This is a genomic window from Pseudomonas sp. PsB, from assembly GCF_043658375.1.
GTDB lineage: Bacteria > Pseudomonadota > Gammaproteobacteria > Pseudomonadales > Pseudomonadaceae > Aquipseudomonas > Aquipseudomonas putida_Z.
The window spans coordinates 78,517-92,451 of record NZ_JBIGLU010000010.1 but is presented as its reverse complement, the minus strand read 5'-3'; the positions used below and the strand labels follow the sequence as shown (position 1 = coordinate 92,451).

Here is a 13,935-nt window from a genome sequence, read left to right as displayed (position 1 = left end):
TTTACCCGCGAAGAGGCCGGTGCAGGAAAACCTATCGCTCAGCCAACCGCGACCGGGTCAACAACCCATCCAGCACCACCTCGCACGCCGCGCCCCAGGTGGCACTCACCGGCTGATGCATCAGCACCTCCAGCCCATCGGCGGTAAAGGTCCCGGGGGTGGCAATGGCCTGCCCCAGTGCCTTGAGCGTGTATCCTGGCTGCTGCCCGGCACTGGCCACGCAGTCCTGCAGGTTGCCCAGCACCAGCGCGCGTGCCTCGGCCGCCGGCAGGCCTTTGTCCATCAGCCACTGTTGCAGGTCGTGCAGCAGGAAGTAGAACCAGCCATTCATGCAGGCTGCCACCGTGGCCAGTTCGAACTCGGGCTCACCCCGCAGGACTACCAGCTTGCCCAGTGGCCCGAGGTATTGCGTGGTCAGCGCATCCGGCGGGCAGACCACCACCGTGGACTGGTTGTACTGCGCGGCATACGACAACATCGCACGCACACAGAGGGCGCCGGGGAAGGCGCTTGCTAGTTGCCCAAGGCTCACCCCGGCAGCCAGTGACACCAGGCGCTGGCCGGGGCGCAGGCGTACTTCGCCTGCCAGTTCGCCCAGCGAATGCGGGCGCACGCCAAGGATCACCAGCTCGGCCTGGTCGACCACCGCCTGGTTGCTCGCCAGTACTTCGCAAGCGTGCTCCCGGGCCAGCAGGGCGGCCCGTTGCGCATTGCGCGGTGACAGCAGGATGGGCCCGTCGAAGCCACTGCGGCGCAGGCCGATGACCACTTTTTCGGTCAGCTCGCCGACCCCGAGAATGCCCAGGCTATGCATAGTGCCTCCTTGTCAGCTTTCCAGGCCGGCGCGGCGCTGGCCCCAGTGCAGGTTGAGGTTGACGCCCACGCTCAGTAGCGGCTCCGGCGGGTTGCGGTTGGGGCCTGCCGAGCCGAGCAGAAAGTCGCTCAGTTCGTCGCGCTCGCCGCTCAGCCAGTCGGCCAGCAGGGTGCCGGTGGCGGTGCCACGGGTAATACCCAGGCCGTTGCAGCACAGCGCCGCATGCACGTTGGGGGCAAGGGTGCCGAAGTGCGACAGGTGGTTGCGCGACAGGCACATCGAGCCGCCCCAGGTGTATTCGAATGGCATGCCCGACAACATCGGGAAGCGTCGCTCGAACGACTCGCGATGCTGGCGCCCGGCGCGGGCAATGTGGCGCGGGTTGGCTCGGCCGTCGGCGTTGAAGCTGAAGCTGTTGCGTACCAGCAGGCGCTGGTCCGGGGTACGACGCAGGGTGCTGCCGAACGGGTCGGCGGGGATGATGCCCCAGCTGGCCTTGCCGCCCAGGCGCGCCTGTTCTTCCTCGGTCAGCGGGCGGGTCATGCTGGCGTAGGTGAAGATCGGCAGCAGGCGGCCGGGCAGGAAGCCGAAGTGCGAGGCGAAGGCGTTGTTGGTCAGCAGCAGCTGGTCGGCGACGATCTCGCCGTTGGCATGCTTGAGGGTGATGCGCCGGCCCTGCTCGATGTGGGTGATGGTGGTGCGCTCGTGCAGGGTCACGTTACCCGGCAGGCTGTCGGCCAGGCCTTTGGCCAGGGCGGCCGGTTGCAGCAGCTGGGTGCCCGGGGTGTACAGTGCCTTGCGGTAGAACGCGGTGCCGAAGTGCTCGGGCAGGTCGCGGGCGTCGATCATCTGGTAGGGCTGGCCGAGTTTTTCCAGGCCGCTGCGGTACGCCTCGAGCACGGCCAGGCCTTTGTCTTCGACCGCCGCCTGGTACTTGCCGTCCGGGCGGATCTGGCAGTCGATGCCGTGCTGGTTGATCAGCCCGCGCAGGATCGCCTGCGCGCGCAGGTTGAGCTTGAGGTTCATCCGCGCGGTGGGCAGGTCGCCGATGTAGTCGGCGGCACCAATGTCGTGAGGCAGGTCGATGGCAAAGCCGGAGTTGCGCCCCGAGGCGCCAAAGCCAACCTCCTGGGCTTCGACCAGGATCACCTCGTCGTCAGGGTGATGCAGCGCCAGTTGCCGCGCGGCGGCAAGGCCGGTGAAGCCTGCCCCGAGCACCACCCAGCGCGCCTCGCTCCGCCCCCGGTGCGCGGCGCGAGGCTGGCGCCCGGGGCTGAGGTGGAACCAGCCGCAACCGTTGTCGTCCGCGGGGGTAGAGGTGTTTCTGTACATGGGATTTTATCCGTGTTGTTTTCTCCACTATGGCATTGGCGTCCGGGTGGGGACTATGACGGGAGGGACGGGGAATAAGATGTTCTGGCTGCGCGCATTGACCCTGTCGGGCCGGCCATTCTGATGACCGGTCGGTGACAAGCGCAGCGGCGTGGCTACGCTCAAAAATCAAGAAACATCCTGAAATATTTGGCCGGCAGGCCCTGAAGGATCTCGTTCAACCGCTGCAGATGGAAGGCCGCGCTGGTTTGCAGGTTGCCCCAAGGGGGGCCGGAAATCACAGGGTGCGTCGTGCAACCCGGTGCTACTCCAAGCGGAGGCTCATCATGCTCAGGAAATGCTTGTTGGCTTTGGCTATCGGTGCAGTGTTGTCGGCTTCGGCCGTGTTGGTGCCTGACTCCATTGGCGGTACCTCCAGCGCGTATGCGAAGGATGGTGGCGGAGGCGGAGGCGGTGGTGGTCACGGTGGTGGTGGCGGAGGCAGCGGCGGTGGTGGTGGCCATGGCGGCGGAGGTGGTGGTAGTGGTGGTGGCGGTGGTCATGGCGGTGGAGGCGGTGGTAGTGGCGGCGGCGGTGGTCATGGCGGTGGAGGCGGTGGTAGTGGCGGCGGCGGTGGTCATGGCGGTGGAGGTGGTGGTAGCGGCGGCGGTGGCTCGGGTGGTGGCCACGGCGGCAGTGGCAGCGGGCATAGTGGCGATGGAGGTGGGCATGGCGGCCCAGGGCATGATGGCCGCGGGCGCAATGGTGCTGATGATGGCGCCGACCACGAGGCCAACCACGAAGCAAATCACGAAGCCAACCATGAGGCGAATCACGAAGCGAATCACGACGTGGGCGAGCCCCACGGTGTAGGGCATGGCGCTGATGATGGGGCTGACCATGATGTTGGGGATGATCGCGGAGGCGACCAGAACTAGCAGTTTGGGTGCCTGTGCCGGCCCTTTCGCGGGTAAACCCGCTCCCACAGGTACTGTGCCGATCTCAAGCTTGGCGCGGCCCCTGTGGGAGCGGGTTTACCCGCGAAGGGGCCGGCACAGGTTTACAAGCATTCAGATCGACAACCGCACCACCCGGTTATCCAGCACCTGCTGCTCCTGCCCCCGCCGCTTGTTCACCACCAACTCGCCGATCGCAATCAGCCGGGTGCGGGTGATGTTGCGCGACAACCCCAGCAACTGCGCGGTATGCACCTGGTTGTAATGGCAGAACCGATACGCCGACCGCAGCAGGGCATTTTCCACCTTCTCGTACAGGTCACCCGACTGCTCTTCGAAAAAGCGGCTGAACGCCCGCTGCAGCAGATCCTCAACGCCATTGCCCGCAGGCTCTTCCTCCTGCCGTTCGATACGCAGGTTGGACAAGCGCAGGTCTTGCGCCTGCACCGTACCGTCGCCACAGGTCAGCAAGCTGTGGTGAATCACGTTCTCCAGCTCGCGGATGTTGCCCGGCCAACTGTATTCCACCAGCTTGGCCTGGGCCTTGGCGCTCAGCTCCACCGGCCCGTAGCCCAGCCGGTCGCTGTAGCTGCGGATGAAGTGCCGGGCCAGCGGCAGGATGTCACCCGGGCGGTCGCGCAACGGGTGCAACTGCAAGGTCACCACGTTCAGCCGGTAGTACAGGTCTTCGCGGAAATGCCCGGCGTTGATGGCCTTTTCCAGTTGCACGTTGGTCGCCGCCAGTACCCGCACATTGATCGGGATGCTCTTGCGCGACCCCAGCCGCACCACTTCGCGCTCCTGCAGCACGCGCAGCAGCTTGACCTGGATCGGCAACGGCAGGTCGCCGATTTCGTCGAGGAACAGCGTGCCGCCGTTGGCCTCCTCGAACCAGCCGGCCTTGGCCGCCAGGGCACCAGTGAAGGCGCCTTTTTCATGGCCGAACAGCTCCGCCTCGACCAGCGATTCGGAAAAGGCACCGCAGTTGACCGCGACGAACGGGCCGTTGCGCCGGCCGCTGAGGTTGTGGATGTGGCGTGCGACCAGCTCCTTGCCCGTGCCGGTTTCACCGATGATCAGCACGCTGGCCTCGCTGGGGGCGACCTGTTGCAGGTGGGCGAGCAGCGCCTGCGACCTGGGGTCTTCGAAAACCTGTGCGGTGGCCCGGATCGAGGTGGCCAGTGTCGGGGACGGGGGGAGGGTCAGCAGTTGCATGGGCAATCCTCAGGAATAGAAGGATGGGGCAGGGCGCTTGTCGTTGAGGGCCCACTCGCCGAGTTCGTGGATGCGGTAGTCCACCGGGTCGTGCAGGGTTTGCGTGCGCAGGTTGCGCCAGTGCCGGTCGAAGCGTAGCGAAGCATGGGTGGCGCGGGCGCCGGTGACCTCGAACAGGCGGTTGCAGATGTCCAGGCCATGGCGGCTGGCGGCAACCTTGGCGGTGCCGATGGCCAGGGCCAGGTCGCCGCGCTCTTGCGCCGTGAGGGCGTGCTCCCTGGCCCAGGCGGCATCGAGCTGGCGCGCGGCCCGCTCGATCAGCAGGCGCACGCTCTCCAGGCCGACCCAGAACTCGCCGTAATGGCGCAACACGTATGGGTCTTCGGCGCTGCTGGCGGCGCTGGAGCGGAACCACGGCCGGCTTTCCTTGAGCGTGTACTGGCGGGCCTCCTCGAACGCCCCCTCGGCGATGCCGAGGAACAGGTTGGCAAAGTGCAACTGGGCAATCAGCGGGCGCAGGGCGGCGAACGGCGTGCTCAGGGGGCCTGGGTCGAGCAGCAGTTCGTTGTGCTCCACCCGTACCCGCTCGAAGGTGGCGCTGCCGCTGTCGGTCTGGCGCTGGCCGATGTTGTTCCAGTCACTGTGCAGGCTGATGCCGGTGCGGCCACTGGGGATGGCGGCGATCAGCAGCTTGCCGCCGGCACGTTCGTCCACCGCCGAGGCGATGAGCATTTCCGAATCGCTGGCGCCGGAGCAGAAGCTTTTTTTGCCGGAAAACTCGCACCAGCCATCGAAGTGCTTGACCACGGTGCGGGTGTCCAGCGGGTTCAGGGCATTGCCCCAGAACCACTGCTTGCGGGCGGTCTGCTCGAACCACGGTTGCCATTGGTCCGGGCGCGAGAACAGGCGCACGGTGGCCAGCATCAGGTGATGGAAGCCGAACACGTGGGCGATGGAGCTGTCGACCCGGGCGAACTCGCGCACCACCGCGAAGGTGTCGTGCCAGTTGGCGCCCTGGCCGCCGAAGGCCTGCGGGATCACCAGCGACAGCAGGCCGCTGTCACGCAGGGCGTCGCGCTCGGCTTTTGGCGTGCCGCCGCGCTCGTCGCGCTCGACGGCGGTCTGGGCAAACTGCCCGGCCAGTTCGCGGGCGATGGCCAGGGCAGGGCGCCGGGGGGTGTTCACAGGTGCATTCATGGCCGCTCCTCAGGCGCTCTTGCGCAGCGCATGATGGGCGCCGAACAGCGGCACGGCGCGCTCGGCGGCCAGGCGGATACGGGCGGCCAGGGCTGCGCTGGACACCCGGTAGTCGGCCATTTCCGCCTGGCTGGCGAACACGCCGATGGGCAGGGTCAGGGCTTGCAGGAAGCTGAACAGAGGGCGCAACTGGTGGTCGAGCACCAGCGCGTGGCGCTCGCTGCCGCCGGTGGCGGCGAGCAGCACCGGGGTGTCGACCAGGGCGTCCTGGCCGATCAGGTCGAACAGGTGCTTGAAGTGGCCGGTGAAGCTGCCGCGGTACACCGGCGTGGTCACCACCAGCAGGTCGGCTTTTTCCACCAGGCGCAGTTGCTGTTCAACGGCCTCGGGCAGTTCGCTGCGCCACAGGGCGCTGCCCAGCGGGCGGGCGATCTCGCCCAGTTCGATTAGGTGCGGCTTGATGTGCAGGTGCTGGGCCAGTTCGGCGAGGATCGCCTCGGTCAGGGCCAGGGTGCGCGAAGGGCGGGCAGTGCCGCCGGACAGGGCTACGACGTTCAGTGGGGTGCTCATGGGCAGGTCTCCGGTTCTGGTTGAGCGGGGGACTTTGCTTGAGCAATCGTCGTGCCGAGTTTGAATGTTCTTTTATTTCAACTAGTTAGCGCTTTTCTGATGGTTGCGGCGCTGTTGCCGTGTGGGCGTTGCCTGTTGATCTTGTGTTGCGCTGCAGACAGTTGGCCAAGTGTTGGCGGCTGTGCAGTTGGGGGATTTATAGAGGATTACGGAATGATGAAAAAGGAATAAGATTTTATATTCTTATGCCTTATCTTGATTTTGATGTGCTGGGGCCGCTTCGCAGCCCTTTCGCGACACAAGGCCGCTCCCACAGGATTTGCGCTGCCTGTGACGCAACACTGAACTTGTGGGAGCGGCCTTGCGTCGCGAAAGGGCTGCGAAGCGGCCCCAGAAGTCTCAAGTGTGCGGCACGCTCCGAGGCACTACCCCACCCGCATACTCCGGCTTCAGATGCCCCTGCTCATCCAGCAGATAGGCATCCATCACCTCCCGCACCACCGGTCCTGCCACCCGCCCGCCGGCTTCACCGTTCTCGATCATCACCGCCACCACCACACTCGGGTGATCAGCCGGGGCAAAGCCGACGAACAGGGCATTGTCGCGGTGCCGCTCCAGGGTCTTGTCGCGGTTGTAGCGTTCGCCCTGCTTGATCGCCACCACCTGCGCGGTGCCGCTCTTGCCGGCAATCCGGTATTGCGCACCGGCCGCGGCTGCGCGGGCGATGCCGCGCGGGTCGTGCATGACCATCTGCATGCCCTGGCTGACCTGGTCCCAGGCGTGCCTGTCGTGCAGCACGATATTGGGCATCGGGTTGGGGTCTACCGGCGCATCGCCGCCCACGGTCATGGCCAGGTGCGGGCGGTGCCACACACCCTTGCTCGCCAGCAGGCTAGTGGCCTGGGCCAGCTGCAGCGGGGTGACCTGCATGTAGCCCTGGCCGATGCCCAGGATCAGCGTCTCGCCCGGGAACCAGGCCTGGCGCCGGGTGGCGCGCTTCCACTCGGCCGACGGCATCAGCCCGGACGCCTCCTCGAACATGTCCAGCGACACCTTCTGGCCCAGGCCGAACTCGGCCATGTAGTCGTGCAGGCGGTCGATGCCCAGCTTGTGCGCCAGGTCGTAGAAGTAGGTGTCGTTGGAACGCATGATGGCGGTGTACATATCCACCCAGCCATCGCCGCTGCGGTTCCAGTTGCGGTACTTGTGGTCGTAGTTGGGCAGCTCGTAGTAGCCCGGGTCGAACACCCGGCTGCCCGGGGTGATCACGCCGCTGTCGAGGCCGGCGATGGCCACCTCCGGCTTCACCGTCGAACCGGGCGCATACAGGCCGCGCAGCACGCGGTTGAACAGCGGGCGGTCGATGGAATCGCGCAGGGCGGCGTACTGTTTGAAGCTGATGCCCTTGACGAACAAGTTGGGGTCGAAGCTGGGGTTGCTGACCATCGCCAGCACGTCGCCATTGGCCGGGTCGAGCACCACCACCGAGCCGCGGCGGTCACCCAGGGCCTTTTCCGCGGCCAGTTGCAGGTGGGCGTCCAGGGTCAGGACGATGTCCTGGCCCGGGGTCGGGGCCTTGTGGTTGAGCACACGCATCACCCGGCCCTGGGCGTTGGTCTCGACCTCCTCGTAGCCCACATGACCGTGCAGCTGGCTCTCGTAGAAGTGCTCGATGCCCGTCTTGCCGATCGACTGGGTGCCCCGGTATTCGGTGCTGTCGAGGGTCTTGGCCTCTTTCTCGTTGATGCGCCCCACATAGCCCACCGAGTGGGCGAAATGCTCGGCCAGCGGGTACTCGCGGATGAACTGTGGTTCCACCTCCAGGCCTGGCAGGCGGAACTGGTTCACCGCCACCAGGGCGATCTGCTCTTCGCTCAGGCCGACCATCAGGGTCACCGGTTCGAACGGCTTGCGGCCACGGCGCAGGTCCTTGTCGAACTGCTTGCGGTCGTCGTCGGTCAGGCTCAGCACCTGGGTCAGGGTATCGAGCACCTTGGCCGTGTCACCGCCGGCCCGCTCGCGGGTCATGGTCAGGTCGAAGCTGGGCTTGTTGTCGGCCAGCACCACGCCGTTGCGGTCGTAGATCAGCCCGCGCTCAGGGGCGATGGGCAGCACGTGCACGCGGTTGTTTTCCGATACGGCGGTCTGCTGGTCGTGCTGCAGCACCTGCAGCACATAGAGCCTGCCCACCAGGACGGCGACCAGGCTGAAGACCAGGGCGGCGCAGGCCAGAAGCCGGCGGTTGACCAGGTGCTTTTCCTTTTCGTGGTCCTTGAGGGGTATGGGTTGCGGCATCGGGGTTCTGTCTGCTGATGGTGTGGCTGGGTGAGGTGTGAGCGCTGTGGGCACGCGCCTGTGGGAGCGGGCGTGCCCGCGAATGGGCCGCGTAGCGGCCCCGGGGGGCGGTGATGCTACGCAAGGTAGTGAGCCCCCTCAAGGTGAAGGCCTGCGGCAGCAGAAGCGAAGAGGGCTGCCACGCCCGCAATCAGGGCGCTCGCCAGCAAAATGAAGATTTGTTCATGGCGGCAGTGCGTTGGTGCGGTTGGCTGAAAGCCGGACGTGATTGAGCGGAGGTATTGGTCAAGCGCTAGAACGCTTGTGCGTGCCTCTGCGGGAGAAACTGTTGGGCGCAATGTGGGAGATTGCCCAGCCCTTTTGGGCTGCGCTGTCGCGCAGAGAACAAATATCGCTCTTTGTAGGAGCAGCCTTGTGCTGCGAAGAGGCCGGTACTGACAAAGCCTGTCTATTGTCTGTACCGGCCTCTTCGCAGCACAAGGCTGCTCCTACAGAACCTCACTAAACCGACGAGTCATGTGTTGTTCTACGAGAGCGGGCGATCCCGCGAACACGGGCACAGCCCGTGCCATCTACCGCGATGTTGGCTTGGTAATCAGGAGCCTTCCTGAATCAGCGATACATGTGATGATCCATGATGGTGAGCTAGGCCCCCGGCAGGCAGCATGATGTAGTGCCGCGTCTATGAGTACTTGGCTCTAGGCGTTGAAATAGCCTTATTGCGTCGCAAAGAAAGCTCATTCTTAGTCCGTTCTTTCACAGGAAAGGAAGTACTCGAACTTGCTAAGGTCAAATGATCCATTCGTCATCTTTTCGATTTTTTTTGCAGCTTGCAAATCAATAGGGTATTCATCGTAGAGTTGATCTTGGTCTTCCCCTATTCTGAGTATTGAGCGTAATTCGTTTACCTCAATATGGTTGATAAATTCAAACTCTCCAATATATTTTTCACTATATTTGTCAAATACGGAGATTGAATATTTTACTTTAGGGGGCATGGCTCAATTCTCTTGGTCGATTCAGGGAGCGGTATCTGCACTCCTATCTCAGGATAAAAAGCCCAGAAATGTCTCTAGCTGACTCGAAGCTGGATGTGGCCGCTGTGCTTTGAGTTTATAGAGCGAAGCAGATCTAAAGCTTTCTGTGATTATTTATTTTCTGGTTAAGTAGTGTTCTGCTTGTTGAGAGGTCTAAATAAACTGCACTGGAAATCGGTATGCTGTTTCTAGGACTCGAAAGGAAACGCTCTGCGCCGTCTTCAAGAGCCTTGAGAAGCTCAAAGCGGTTTACCTTGATTTTTAAGATTCCCTCATGGTTTATTAAGATTGTCTCCCGTTGCTGTTTAAATTTGATGCGAAATGAAGAGTCGGCCGCGATAAATTCAAAGTATTTATTGTTTCTGGTTAGTCCGTCAATCAATGATATGATTGAGAGGTATATCATGTTTGAATGTTTGGAGTTCAGCTTTGAGGTTATGCAGAGATTTTCTGAGATGAGGGAAATATCGCCTTGGTCGAATTCGTTTGCAAAAAGAGACTCATCTATGCGTGTAAATTCGAATGCAATCATGGTTACTCGATTCTGACTGGGTGAACAGTAATGGTTTTATTGCTGTCGTTGATATCGAAAATGCCGCGAGTACTGGATCTCCGCCCACTTCGTTTGGTCGCGGGTTTCTCCTCCGCTAATCCTAAGGCCATATAATTCGCGTTGCAGATAATCTATCCATCCTCATTAACATTCAGGCCGGTGGTCTTAGGTCATCGAACTAAGAAAAATTCAGCGTATTGAATAGCTTCGGCGTCCTCTGTATAGGTAATGGTGAATACTATTTGATTTTCCATTATTTGCAGGTTTTTAATGCTGATTTTTCTGTTGCTCAAGGTTGCTGCGTAGAATGCGAGTGCTTGTATTTGTCGCTCTAATTGATCTGCGTGTGTAAGCAATTGTTTATTTGCAGTCTGTTCTAGGTCGGAAAAATATTTTTCATATTTTTTATAGTGCTGAGTTGGGAGAAATGTCCCGGAAATGACTTTCTCGGCTATAGCAGGGTTCTCAACGCTACCAATGCACATGTTCTGAGTGTCCATGATTTTAATAGCATTCGGCTTCGTTATGGGCATTTCGTAGTTTCTCCTAATGCGCTCGCTAGGCTTTTTTTGGGTTTCTATCGCTGAAAATATTTACTCCGTCAGGATGAATTTGGCACTTGCTGGAGAGTGCTTCAGGTTATTTTTTAATGAGCAAAAAAATATCGGTGTAGTTGTCGTTGGTTAGGTTTTTAATTTTTTGAGGTCGTCATTCTTTTTGATCGGCGATCCATGAAGAAATGTCCTGCTGCGCTAGGCTGATATCTGAAATCTTCATGATCAAACAAAGCTCTTCGAAATCGTCAATTGAGTTGTGGTTTATAGCGTATTCGCTGACATCTTCAGTGATGACAACTCTCAAGATGTTTCCTGTTCTTGTGTTCTTTGCTGAAAATATCGGATTTGCATCCATGAATGGAGTGCCGTCGGCAAAATGAGCGCTGTAATGAGGGCTCGTAAAGTCTTTGGCTATAGAGCGCCGCTTCTGAAGTTCGTTGTTGAAAATTTCAAAAAAATACTCTTCTAGTTGCTTGTAGCTTTCTGGGTTTGTTAGATAGTCTGTGTGCATTTCATTGCTCCGTGTAAGCCTTGTCTGATCTAATCTCGATGTCGACACGTTCGTAAGATTTTTGAGCGGTTGATTTGGATGTACAACTCTCTTGCAATTTCGGAGATAAAGATGTAGAGGTAGTTGCTTCTGGCAGAGTAGAGTGTTGCCGTAGCAATCCTTTGTATTACTTAGTCAGTGCTGGCAAAGAAATTGCGTTTTGTTCCAATATCTGCATTGCCTTATCTAGAAGTATCAATGGTAGACCTGTCTGGGCACCGTACAGGTCAACGAGGATGATTTGTTTTCTAGCGTGGCAAGAATTTCAGCTCTATTCATGATGGTTGCACCGTCAGGTCGGATTATTTCTTGATCTAATTTCCTTCAAGTGTTTTTGCAGTGCTCTTAAGTCTGGCGGGTTTTTTCTTGCGCTCTGTGAACTCACCCAAGAAGAAACTTTTGACTTTATGAGTTCTATCCCTTCTTGCGTGAAGTCACTCATTCGAAGTTCGGTGTCGATAAATTTGTTTTCCTGGTCGAGTATGGTTTTAGTTAGTAGGCCTTCCTCTAGAAAGAAGAGCCGCAGGGTCGTTAAAAGTCGTATGGCTATTTCTTGGCTTGGCAGGTCCGGGACAAGCTCATTGTGTTCATTGAAGGTCTGATACCGTTGAGCTTCAGATTTGATGGTGCCCCAAATTAGTGGGTCTTTCGTCATTTTATGGTTCTCTGATAATTCTAGAGGGCTCTGTTTAGATACTAGGTTTTCGAATGCCAGCGTGTCGCCTTCCCGCACATACCAGGTGAGCCACCGTTGGCGTCGATGACAGCGATGGGCAGGTTATCGCTGTTGTAAGTGTAATGGGCCTTGTTTTCCAAACTTTGTTAACCGATGTGTGAGTTTTTAAAGATCAGTACTATCTCGTATTCCCTAAGTGCTATCCGGCTATCGCGAGAAGCAAAGCCGCTTGATGCTTGTCAAAGTACATGTATATTGTCGAGCTCTACAGTCAACTCTCCGGAGGGAGTAGCGATTATTGTGAGCTCTAACGTAAGGTCCGATTTGCCTTCGGCTTTAGACCATAGAGGGCAGGTGACGGACCATGCCTTAGGTATTGAGTTTATAATTTCTACAATAATTGCAGATGTTAATTCGCTCCAGGGTACTGGTATCAGTGTTTCTCCGTATTCTTCAATGGCATGTTCTATTTCTTCAGTATTGAGTCTGACTCCATTGCACATGTTTGATAATGACTCATAGTCCGCCGATGCAAGCAGGTCGGTGATATCGTGCAATTTTTTAGTGATTAGTTTGTGTTCTACGTGCATTTTGAATACTCATCTGTACGTGTAAATTCGAATGCAATCATGGTTACTCACTTCTGAAGTTTCCGCCTCAGGTAATTTCTTCAAAGTCGTATGTGATCTCTATCGGTGTCGTCAACTGATCTGCCTTAGCGCCGTTTAATTAAATACTCATAGCAGGGGGGGTAGTGGTTATGTATGTAGTCTATTGAAGCGAAGATGGAGAGATCAGCAGGGATAAATCTAATTTCATCACTGTGGTTCTCGTCAAAGCTGTATTTTATATTTAATTCACAATTGTTTTTTGTAAGTATTGCTCCGCAATATCTCCAGTCGTCATCAATTAGTATGTAGCATTCTTGTTGGAGTAATTCATTTTTGATGTAGTTAAAGAAATCTGCGGTGGAGGAAAAGTCCTCATTGGTAGATGAAGGCCAGTGTGTTGCCCCGATTGCTCGGATCAACTTGTCAGTTTCTTGTAGATCTAGTTGCGTGGTGCAATTTTTTGCGTTTGAGATCAGGTTCTCCATTTTTGACCTGAACTTATCTAGGCGCTTACTTTTCTGTGCTTTTCTGTAAAGCAATTCTTTTTTATAGTTATCGACTTTCATTGGTGGCACTCCTTTGCATAAAGTGCTTTGCCTTTTCATGCTGAATACGTGGGCGCTCGTGCTTACCCGTTCCTGCCTACCAGTGAGCTTTATCTAGGTGGCAACTCGATTGTTCGCGAATTTAACTGAATATTTTATTTATGAGTTCCGGGTTGCCCAAGGCGATTGCATGTCTCAATTATCCGCTTGTAAAGTTTTTTCATTGCTGTGGCGTGAGCCAGCGTTAGAGGTATTAGATGATGGAGTGAGAGTGCCCCGGACAATACAATGTTGGAGCGTGTTTGGTCTGCTTTTAAATTGAAAATTTCATTTTCAAGAAAAACATTTGTAGCGATGTCAAATTCTTTTTTAGTTGTCATGGTGGTGTTTTCATCGTCGAAGTGAGGTGAGGCCTGTTTAAGGTGTTAATTTAGAATCGCATAAACTCTGACAATGTCCTCATTGCAGGTAGGATCAAAAAAACGGCTTTCATAAAATGTGAATAACGGGCTAAGTCCACATGACTCGAACTGCCCTTGAACCAATTTTGTTTCCAATGAAGCGTCTGATTTCTGTTTTGACTTCAATTTATTTGAAAATTCATCCATTGTGGAGTTTGAGTTAACAAAAAAATTAGGTATTGGAGGTTCGGTTCTGCTTGAAAAGTCAAAGTTCGTGTAGGAGATAGCCAGAAAGCGCTCCCTGAGGTCGTAGCCTTTGCTTTGCATATGTAGTAATGCAGAGTTGAGTACAAAGAATGCTGTGCTTATAAGGATGTTTGAGGCTTCGATTTCCTTTAAATCAGCCCCTAGCTTTACTAGTTTTATGTATCTTGAGATAAGTGGGAATTCTTCGAATGTTTCGTAAGTATCCAGAAATACATCGAGATCAATGTAAGGCTCATGCTCTACTAAAGTATCAAACGTTTTTCGTATGTTCATTTTTAATGCTCCATCCGTGATCGTTTAACTGGTCGCCATGGCTTTTCACCAGGCAACCCATGGCGTCGAATTCGAAGCGGGTGATGCGGTCGCCATCGATACGATGG

The 13,935-nt window shown here is 57.2% G+C and carries 15 protein-coding genes; all 15 read right to left on the bottom strand.

All coding sequences use genetic code 11. From position 1 onward, the window contains the following. Nucleotides 1-31 precede the first annotated feature (31 nt). The 15 genes from ACGLHT_RS14620 to ACGLHT_RS14550 all read right to left on the bottom strand — a co-directional run bounded on the left by ACGLHT_RS14620 (nucleotide 32) and on the right by ACGLHT_RS14550 (nucleotide 13,828). Nucleotides 32-814, bottom strand: a complete 783-nt coding sequence (locus ACGLHT_RS14620) for an NAD(P)-binding domain-containing protein (RefSeq protein WP_137163642.1) — start codon at nucleotides 812-814, stop codon at nucleotides 32-34. Nucleotides 815-826: 12 nt separating this feature from the next. Beyond that, the gene (locus ACGLHT_RS14615; RefSeq protein ID WP_274121153.1) at nucleotides 827-2,146 is read right to left on the bottom strand and encodes an FAD-binding oxidoreductase; all 1,320 of its coding nucleotides are present in this window, start codon (nucleotides 2,144-2,146) and stop codon (nucleotides 827-829) included. Between the two features lie 161 nt (nucleotides 2,147-2,307). Continuing rightward, on the bottom strand, nucleotides 2,308-3,027 hold the full coding sequence (locus ACGLHT_RS14610; RefSeq protein ID WP_394519617.1) for a hypothetical protein: 720 nt from the start codon (nucleotides 3,025-3,027) through the stop codon (nucleotides 2,308-2,310). Nucleotides 3,028-3,195: 168 nt separating this feature from the next. Next, entirely contained in the window at nucleotides 3,196-4,296 is a 1,101-nt protein-coding gene (sfnR, locus tag ACGLHT_RS14605; RefSeq protein WP_274079035.1) for a sigma54-dependent transcriptional activator SfnR, read from the bottom strand. A gap of 9 nt (nucleotides 4,297-4,305) precedes the next feature. Next, the gene (locus ACGLHT_RS14600) at nucleotides 4,306-5,493 is read right to left on the bottom strand and encodes an acyl-CoA dehydrogenase family protein (protein WP_085615236.1); all 1,188 of its coding nucleotides are present in this window, start codon (nucleotides 5,491-5,493) and stop codon (nucleotides 4,306-4,308) included. A 9-nt stretch (nucleotides 5,494-5,502) separates the two neighbouring features. Then, nucleotides 5,503-6,063 (bottom strand): FMN reductase, encoded by a 561-nt coding sequence (gene msuE, locus ACGLHT_RS14595; RefSeq protein WP_025338724.1) that lies wholly within the window; start codon nucleotides 6,061-6,063, stop codon nucleotides 5,503-5,505. A gap of 399 nt (nucleotides 6,064-6,462) precedes the next feature. Beyond that, entirely contained in the window at nucleotides 6,463-8,358 is a 1,896-nt protein-coding gene (gene mrdA, locus ACGLHT_RS14590) for a penicillin-binding protein 2 (protein ID WP_274121154.1), read from the bottom strand. Between the two features lie 743 nt (nucleotides 8,359-9,101). Then, the gene (locus ACGLHT_RS14585) at nucleotides 9,102-9,356 is read right to left on the bottom strand and encodes a hypothetical protein (RefSeq protein ID WP_274121155.1); all 255 of its coding nucleotides are present in this window, start codon (nucleotides 9,354-9,356) and stop codon (nucleotides 9,102-9,104) included. 133 nt (nucleotides 9,357-9,489) lie between these two features. After that, nucleotides 9,490-9,927 carry a hypothetical protein gene (locus ACGLHT_RS14580; RefSeq protein ID WP_274079044.1) on the bottom strand — a complete coding sequence of 146 codons (438 nt, stop codon included), beginning with the start codon at nucleotides 9,925-9,927 and terminating at the stop codon, nucleotides 9,490-9,492. A gap of 191 nt (nucleotides 9,928-10,118) precedes the next feature. Then, nucleotides 10,119-10,481, bottom strand: a complete 363-nt coding sequence (locus ACGLHT_RS14575) for a hypothetical protein (RefSeq protein ID WP_191472521.1) — start codon at nucleotides 10,479-10,481, stop codon at nucleotides 10,119-10,121. 175 nt (nucleotides 10,482-10,656) lie between these two features. Then, a complete protein-coding gene (locus ACGLHT_RS14570) occupies nucleotides 10,657-11,016 on the bottom strand; it encodes a hypothetical protein (RefSeq protein ID WP_247846039.1) in 360 nt (119 codons plus the stop codon). Between the two features lie 331 nt (nucleotides 11,017-11,347). Further along, nucleotides 11,348-11,710, bottom strand: coding sequence for a hypothetical protein (locus tag ACGLHT_RS14565; RefSeq protein WP_143493391.1), 363 nt, complete (start codon nucleotides 11,708-11,710; stop codon nucleotides 11,348-11,350). A gap of 260 nt (nucleotides 11,711-11,970) precedes the next feature. After that, a complete protein-coding gene (locus tag ACGLHT_RS14560) occupies nucleotides 11,971-12,321 on the bottom strand; it encodes a hypothetical protein (RefSeq protein WP_274121156.1) in 351 nt (116 codons plus the stop codon). Between the two features lie 125 nt (nucleotides 12,322-12,446). Next, the gene (locus ACGLHT_RS14555; protein WP_274079049.1) at nucleotides 12,447-12,908 is read right to left on the bottom strand and encodes a hypothetical protein; all 462 of its coding nucleotides are present in this window, start codon (nucleotides 12,906-12,908) and stop codon (nucleotides 12,447-12,449) included. A 404-nt stretch (nucleotides 12,909-13,312) separates the two neighbouring features. Continuing rightward, nucleotides 13,313-13,828 (bottom strand): Imm15 family immunity protein, encoded by a 516-nt coding sequence (locus ACGLHT_RS14550; RefSeq protein WP_274121157.1) that lies wholly within the window; start codon nucleotides 13,826-13,828, stop codon nucleotides 13,313-13,315. Nucleotides 13,829-13,935: the final 107 nt, after the last annotated feature.

Coding starts and splice junctions, on each gene's coding strand:
- ACGLHT_RS14620 (WP_137163642.1), bottom strand. CDS start 814: ATGCATAGCCTGGGCATTCTCGGGGTCGGCGAGCTGACCGAAAAAGTG.
- ACGLHT_RS14615 (WP_274121153.1), bottom strand. CDS start 2,146: ATGTACAGAAACACCTCTACCCCCGCGGACGACAACGGTTGCGGCTGG.
- ACGLHT_RS14610 (WP_394519617.1), bottom strand. CDS start 3,027: ATGGTCAGCCCCATCATCAGCGCCATGCCCTACACCGTGGGGCTCGCC.
- sfnR (WP_274079035.1), bottom strand. CDS start 4,296: ATGCAACTGCTGACCCTCCCCCCGTCCCCGACACTGGCCACCTCGATC.
- ACGLHT_RS14600 (WP_085615236.1), bottom strand. CDS start 5,493: ATGAATGCACCTGTGAACACCCCCCGGCGCCCTGCCCTGGCCATCGCC.
- msuE (WP_025338724.1), bottom strand. CDS start 6,063: ATGAGCACCCCACTGAACGTCGTAGCCCTGTCCGGCGGCACTGCCCGC.
- mrdA (WP_274121154.1), bottom strand. CDS start 8,358: ATGCCGCAACCCATACCCCTCAAGGACCACGAAAAGGAAAAGCACCTG.
- ACGLHT_RS14585 (WP_274121155.1), bottom strand. CDS start 9,356: ATGCCCCCTAAAGTAAAATATTCAATCTCCGTATTTGACAAATATAGT.
- ACGLHT_RS14580 (WP_274079044.1), bottom strand. CDS start 9,927: ATGATTGCATTCGAATTTACACGCATAGATGAGTCTCTTTTTGCAAAC.
- ACGLHT_RS14575 (WP_191472521.1), bottom strand. CDS start 10,481: ATGCCCATAACGAAGCCGAATGCTATTAAAATCATGGACACTCAGAAC.
- ACGLHT_RS14570 (WP_247846039.1), bottom strand. CDS start 11,016: ATGCACACAGACTATCTAACAAACCCAGAAAGCTACAAGCAACTAGAA.
- ACGLHT_RS14565 (WP_143493391.1), bottom strand. CDS start 11,710: ATGACGAAAGACCCACTAATTTGGGGCACCATCAAATCTGAAGCTCAA.
- ACGLHT_RS14560 (WP_274121156.1), bottom strand. CDS start 12,321: ATGCACGTAGAACACAAACTAATCACTAAAAAATTGCACGATATCACC.
- ACGLHT_RS14555 (WP_274079049.1), bottom strand. CDS start 12,908: ATGAAAGTCGATAACTATAAAAAAGAATTGCTTTACAGAAAAGCACAG.
- ACGLHT_RS14550 (WP_274121157.1), bottom strand. CDS start 13,828: ATGAACATACGAAAAACGTTTGATACTTTAGTAGAGCATGAGCCTTAC.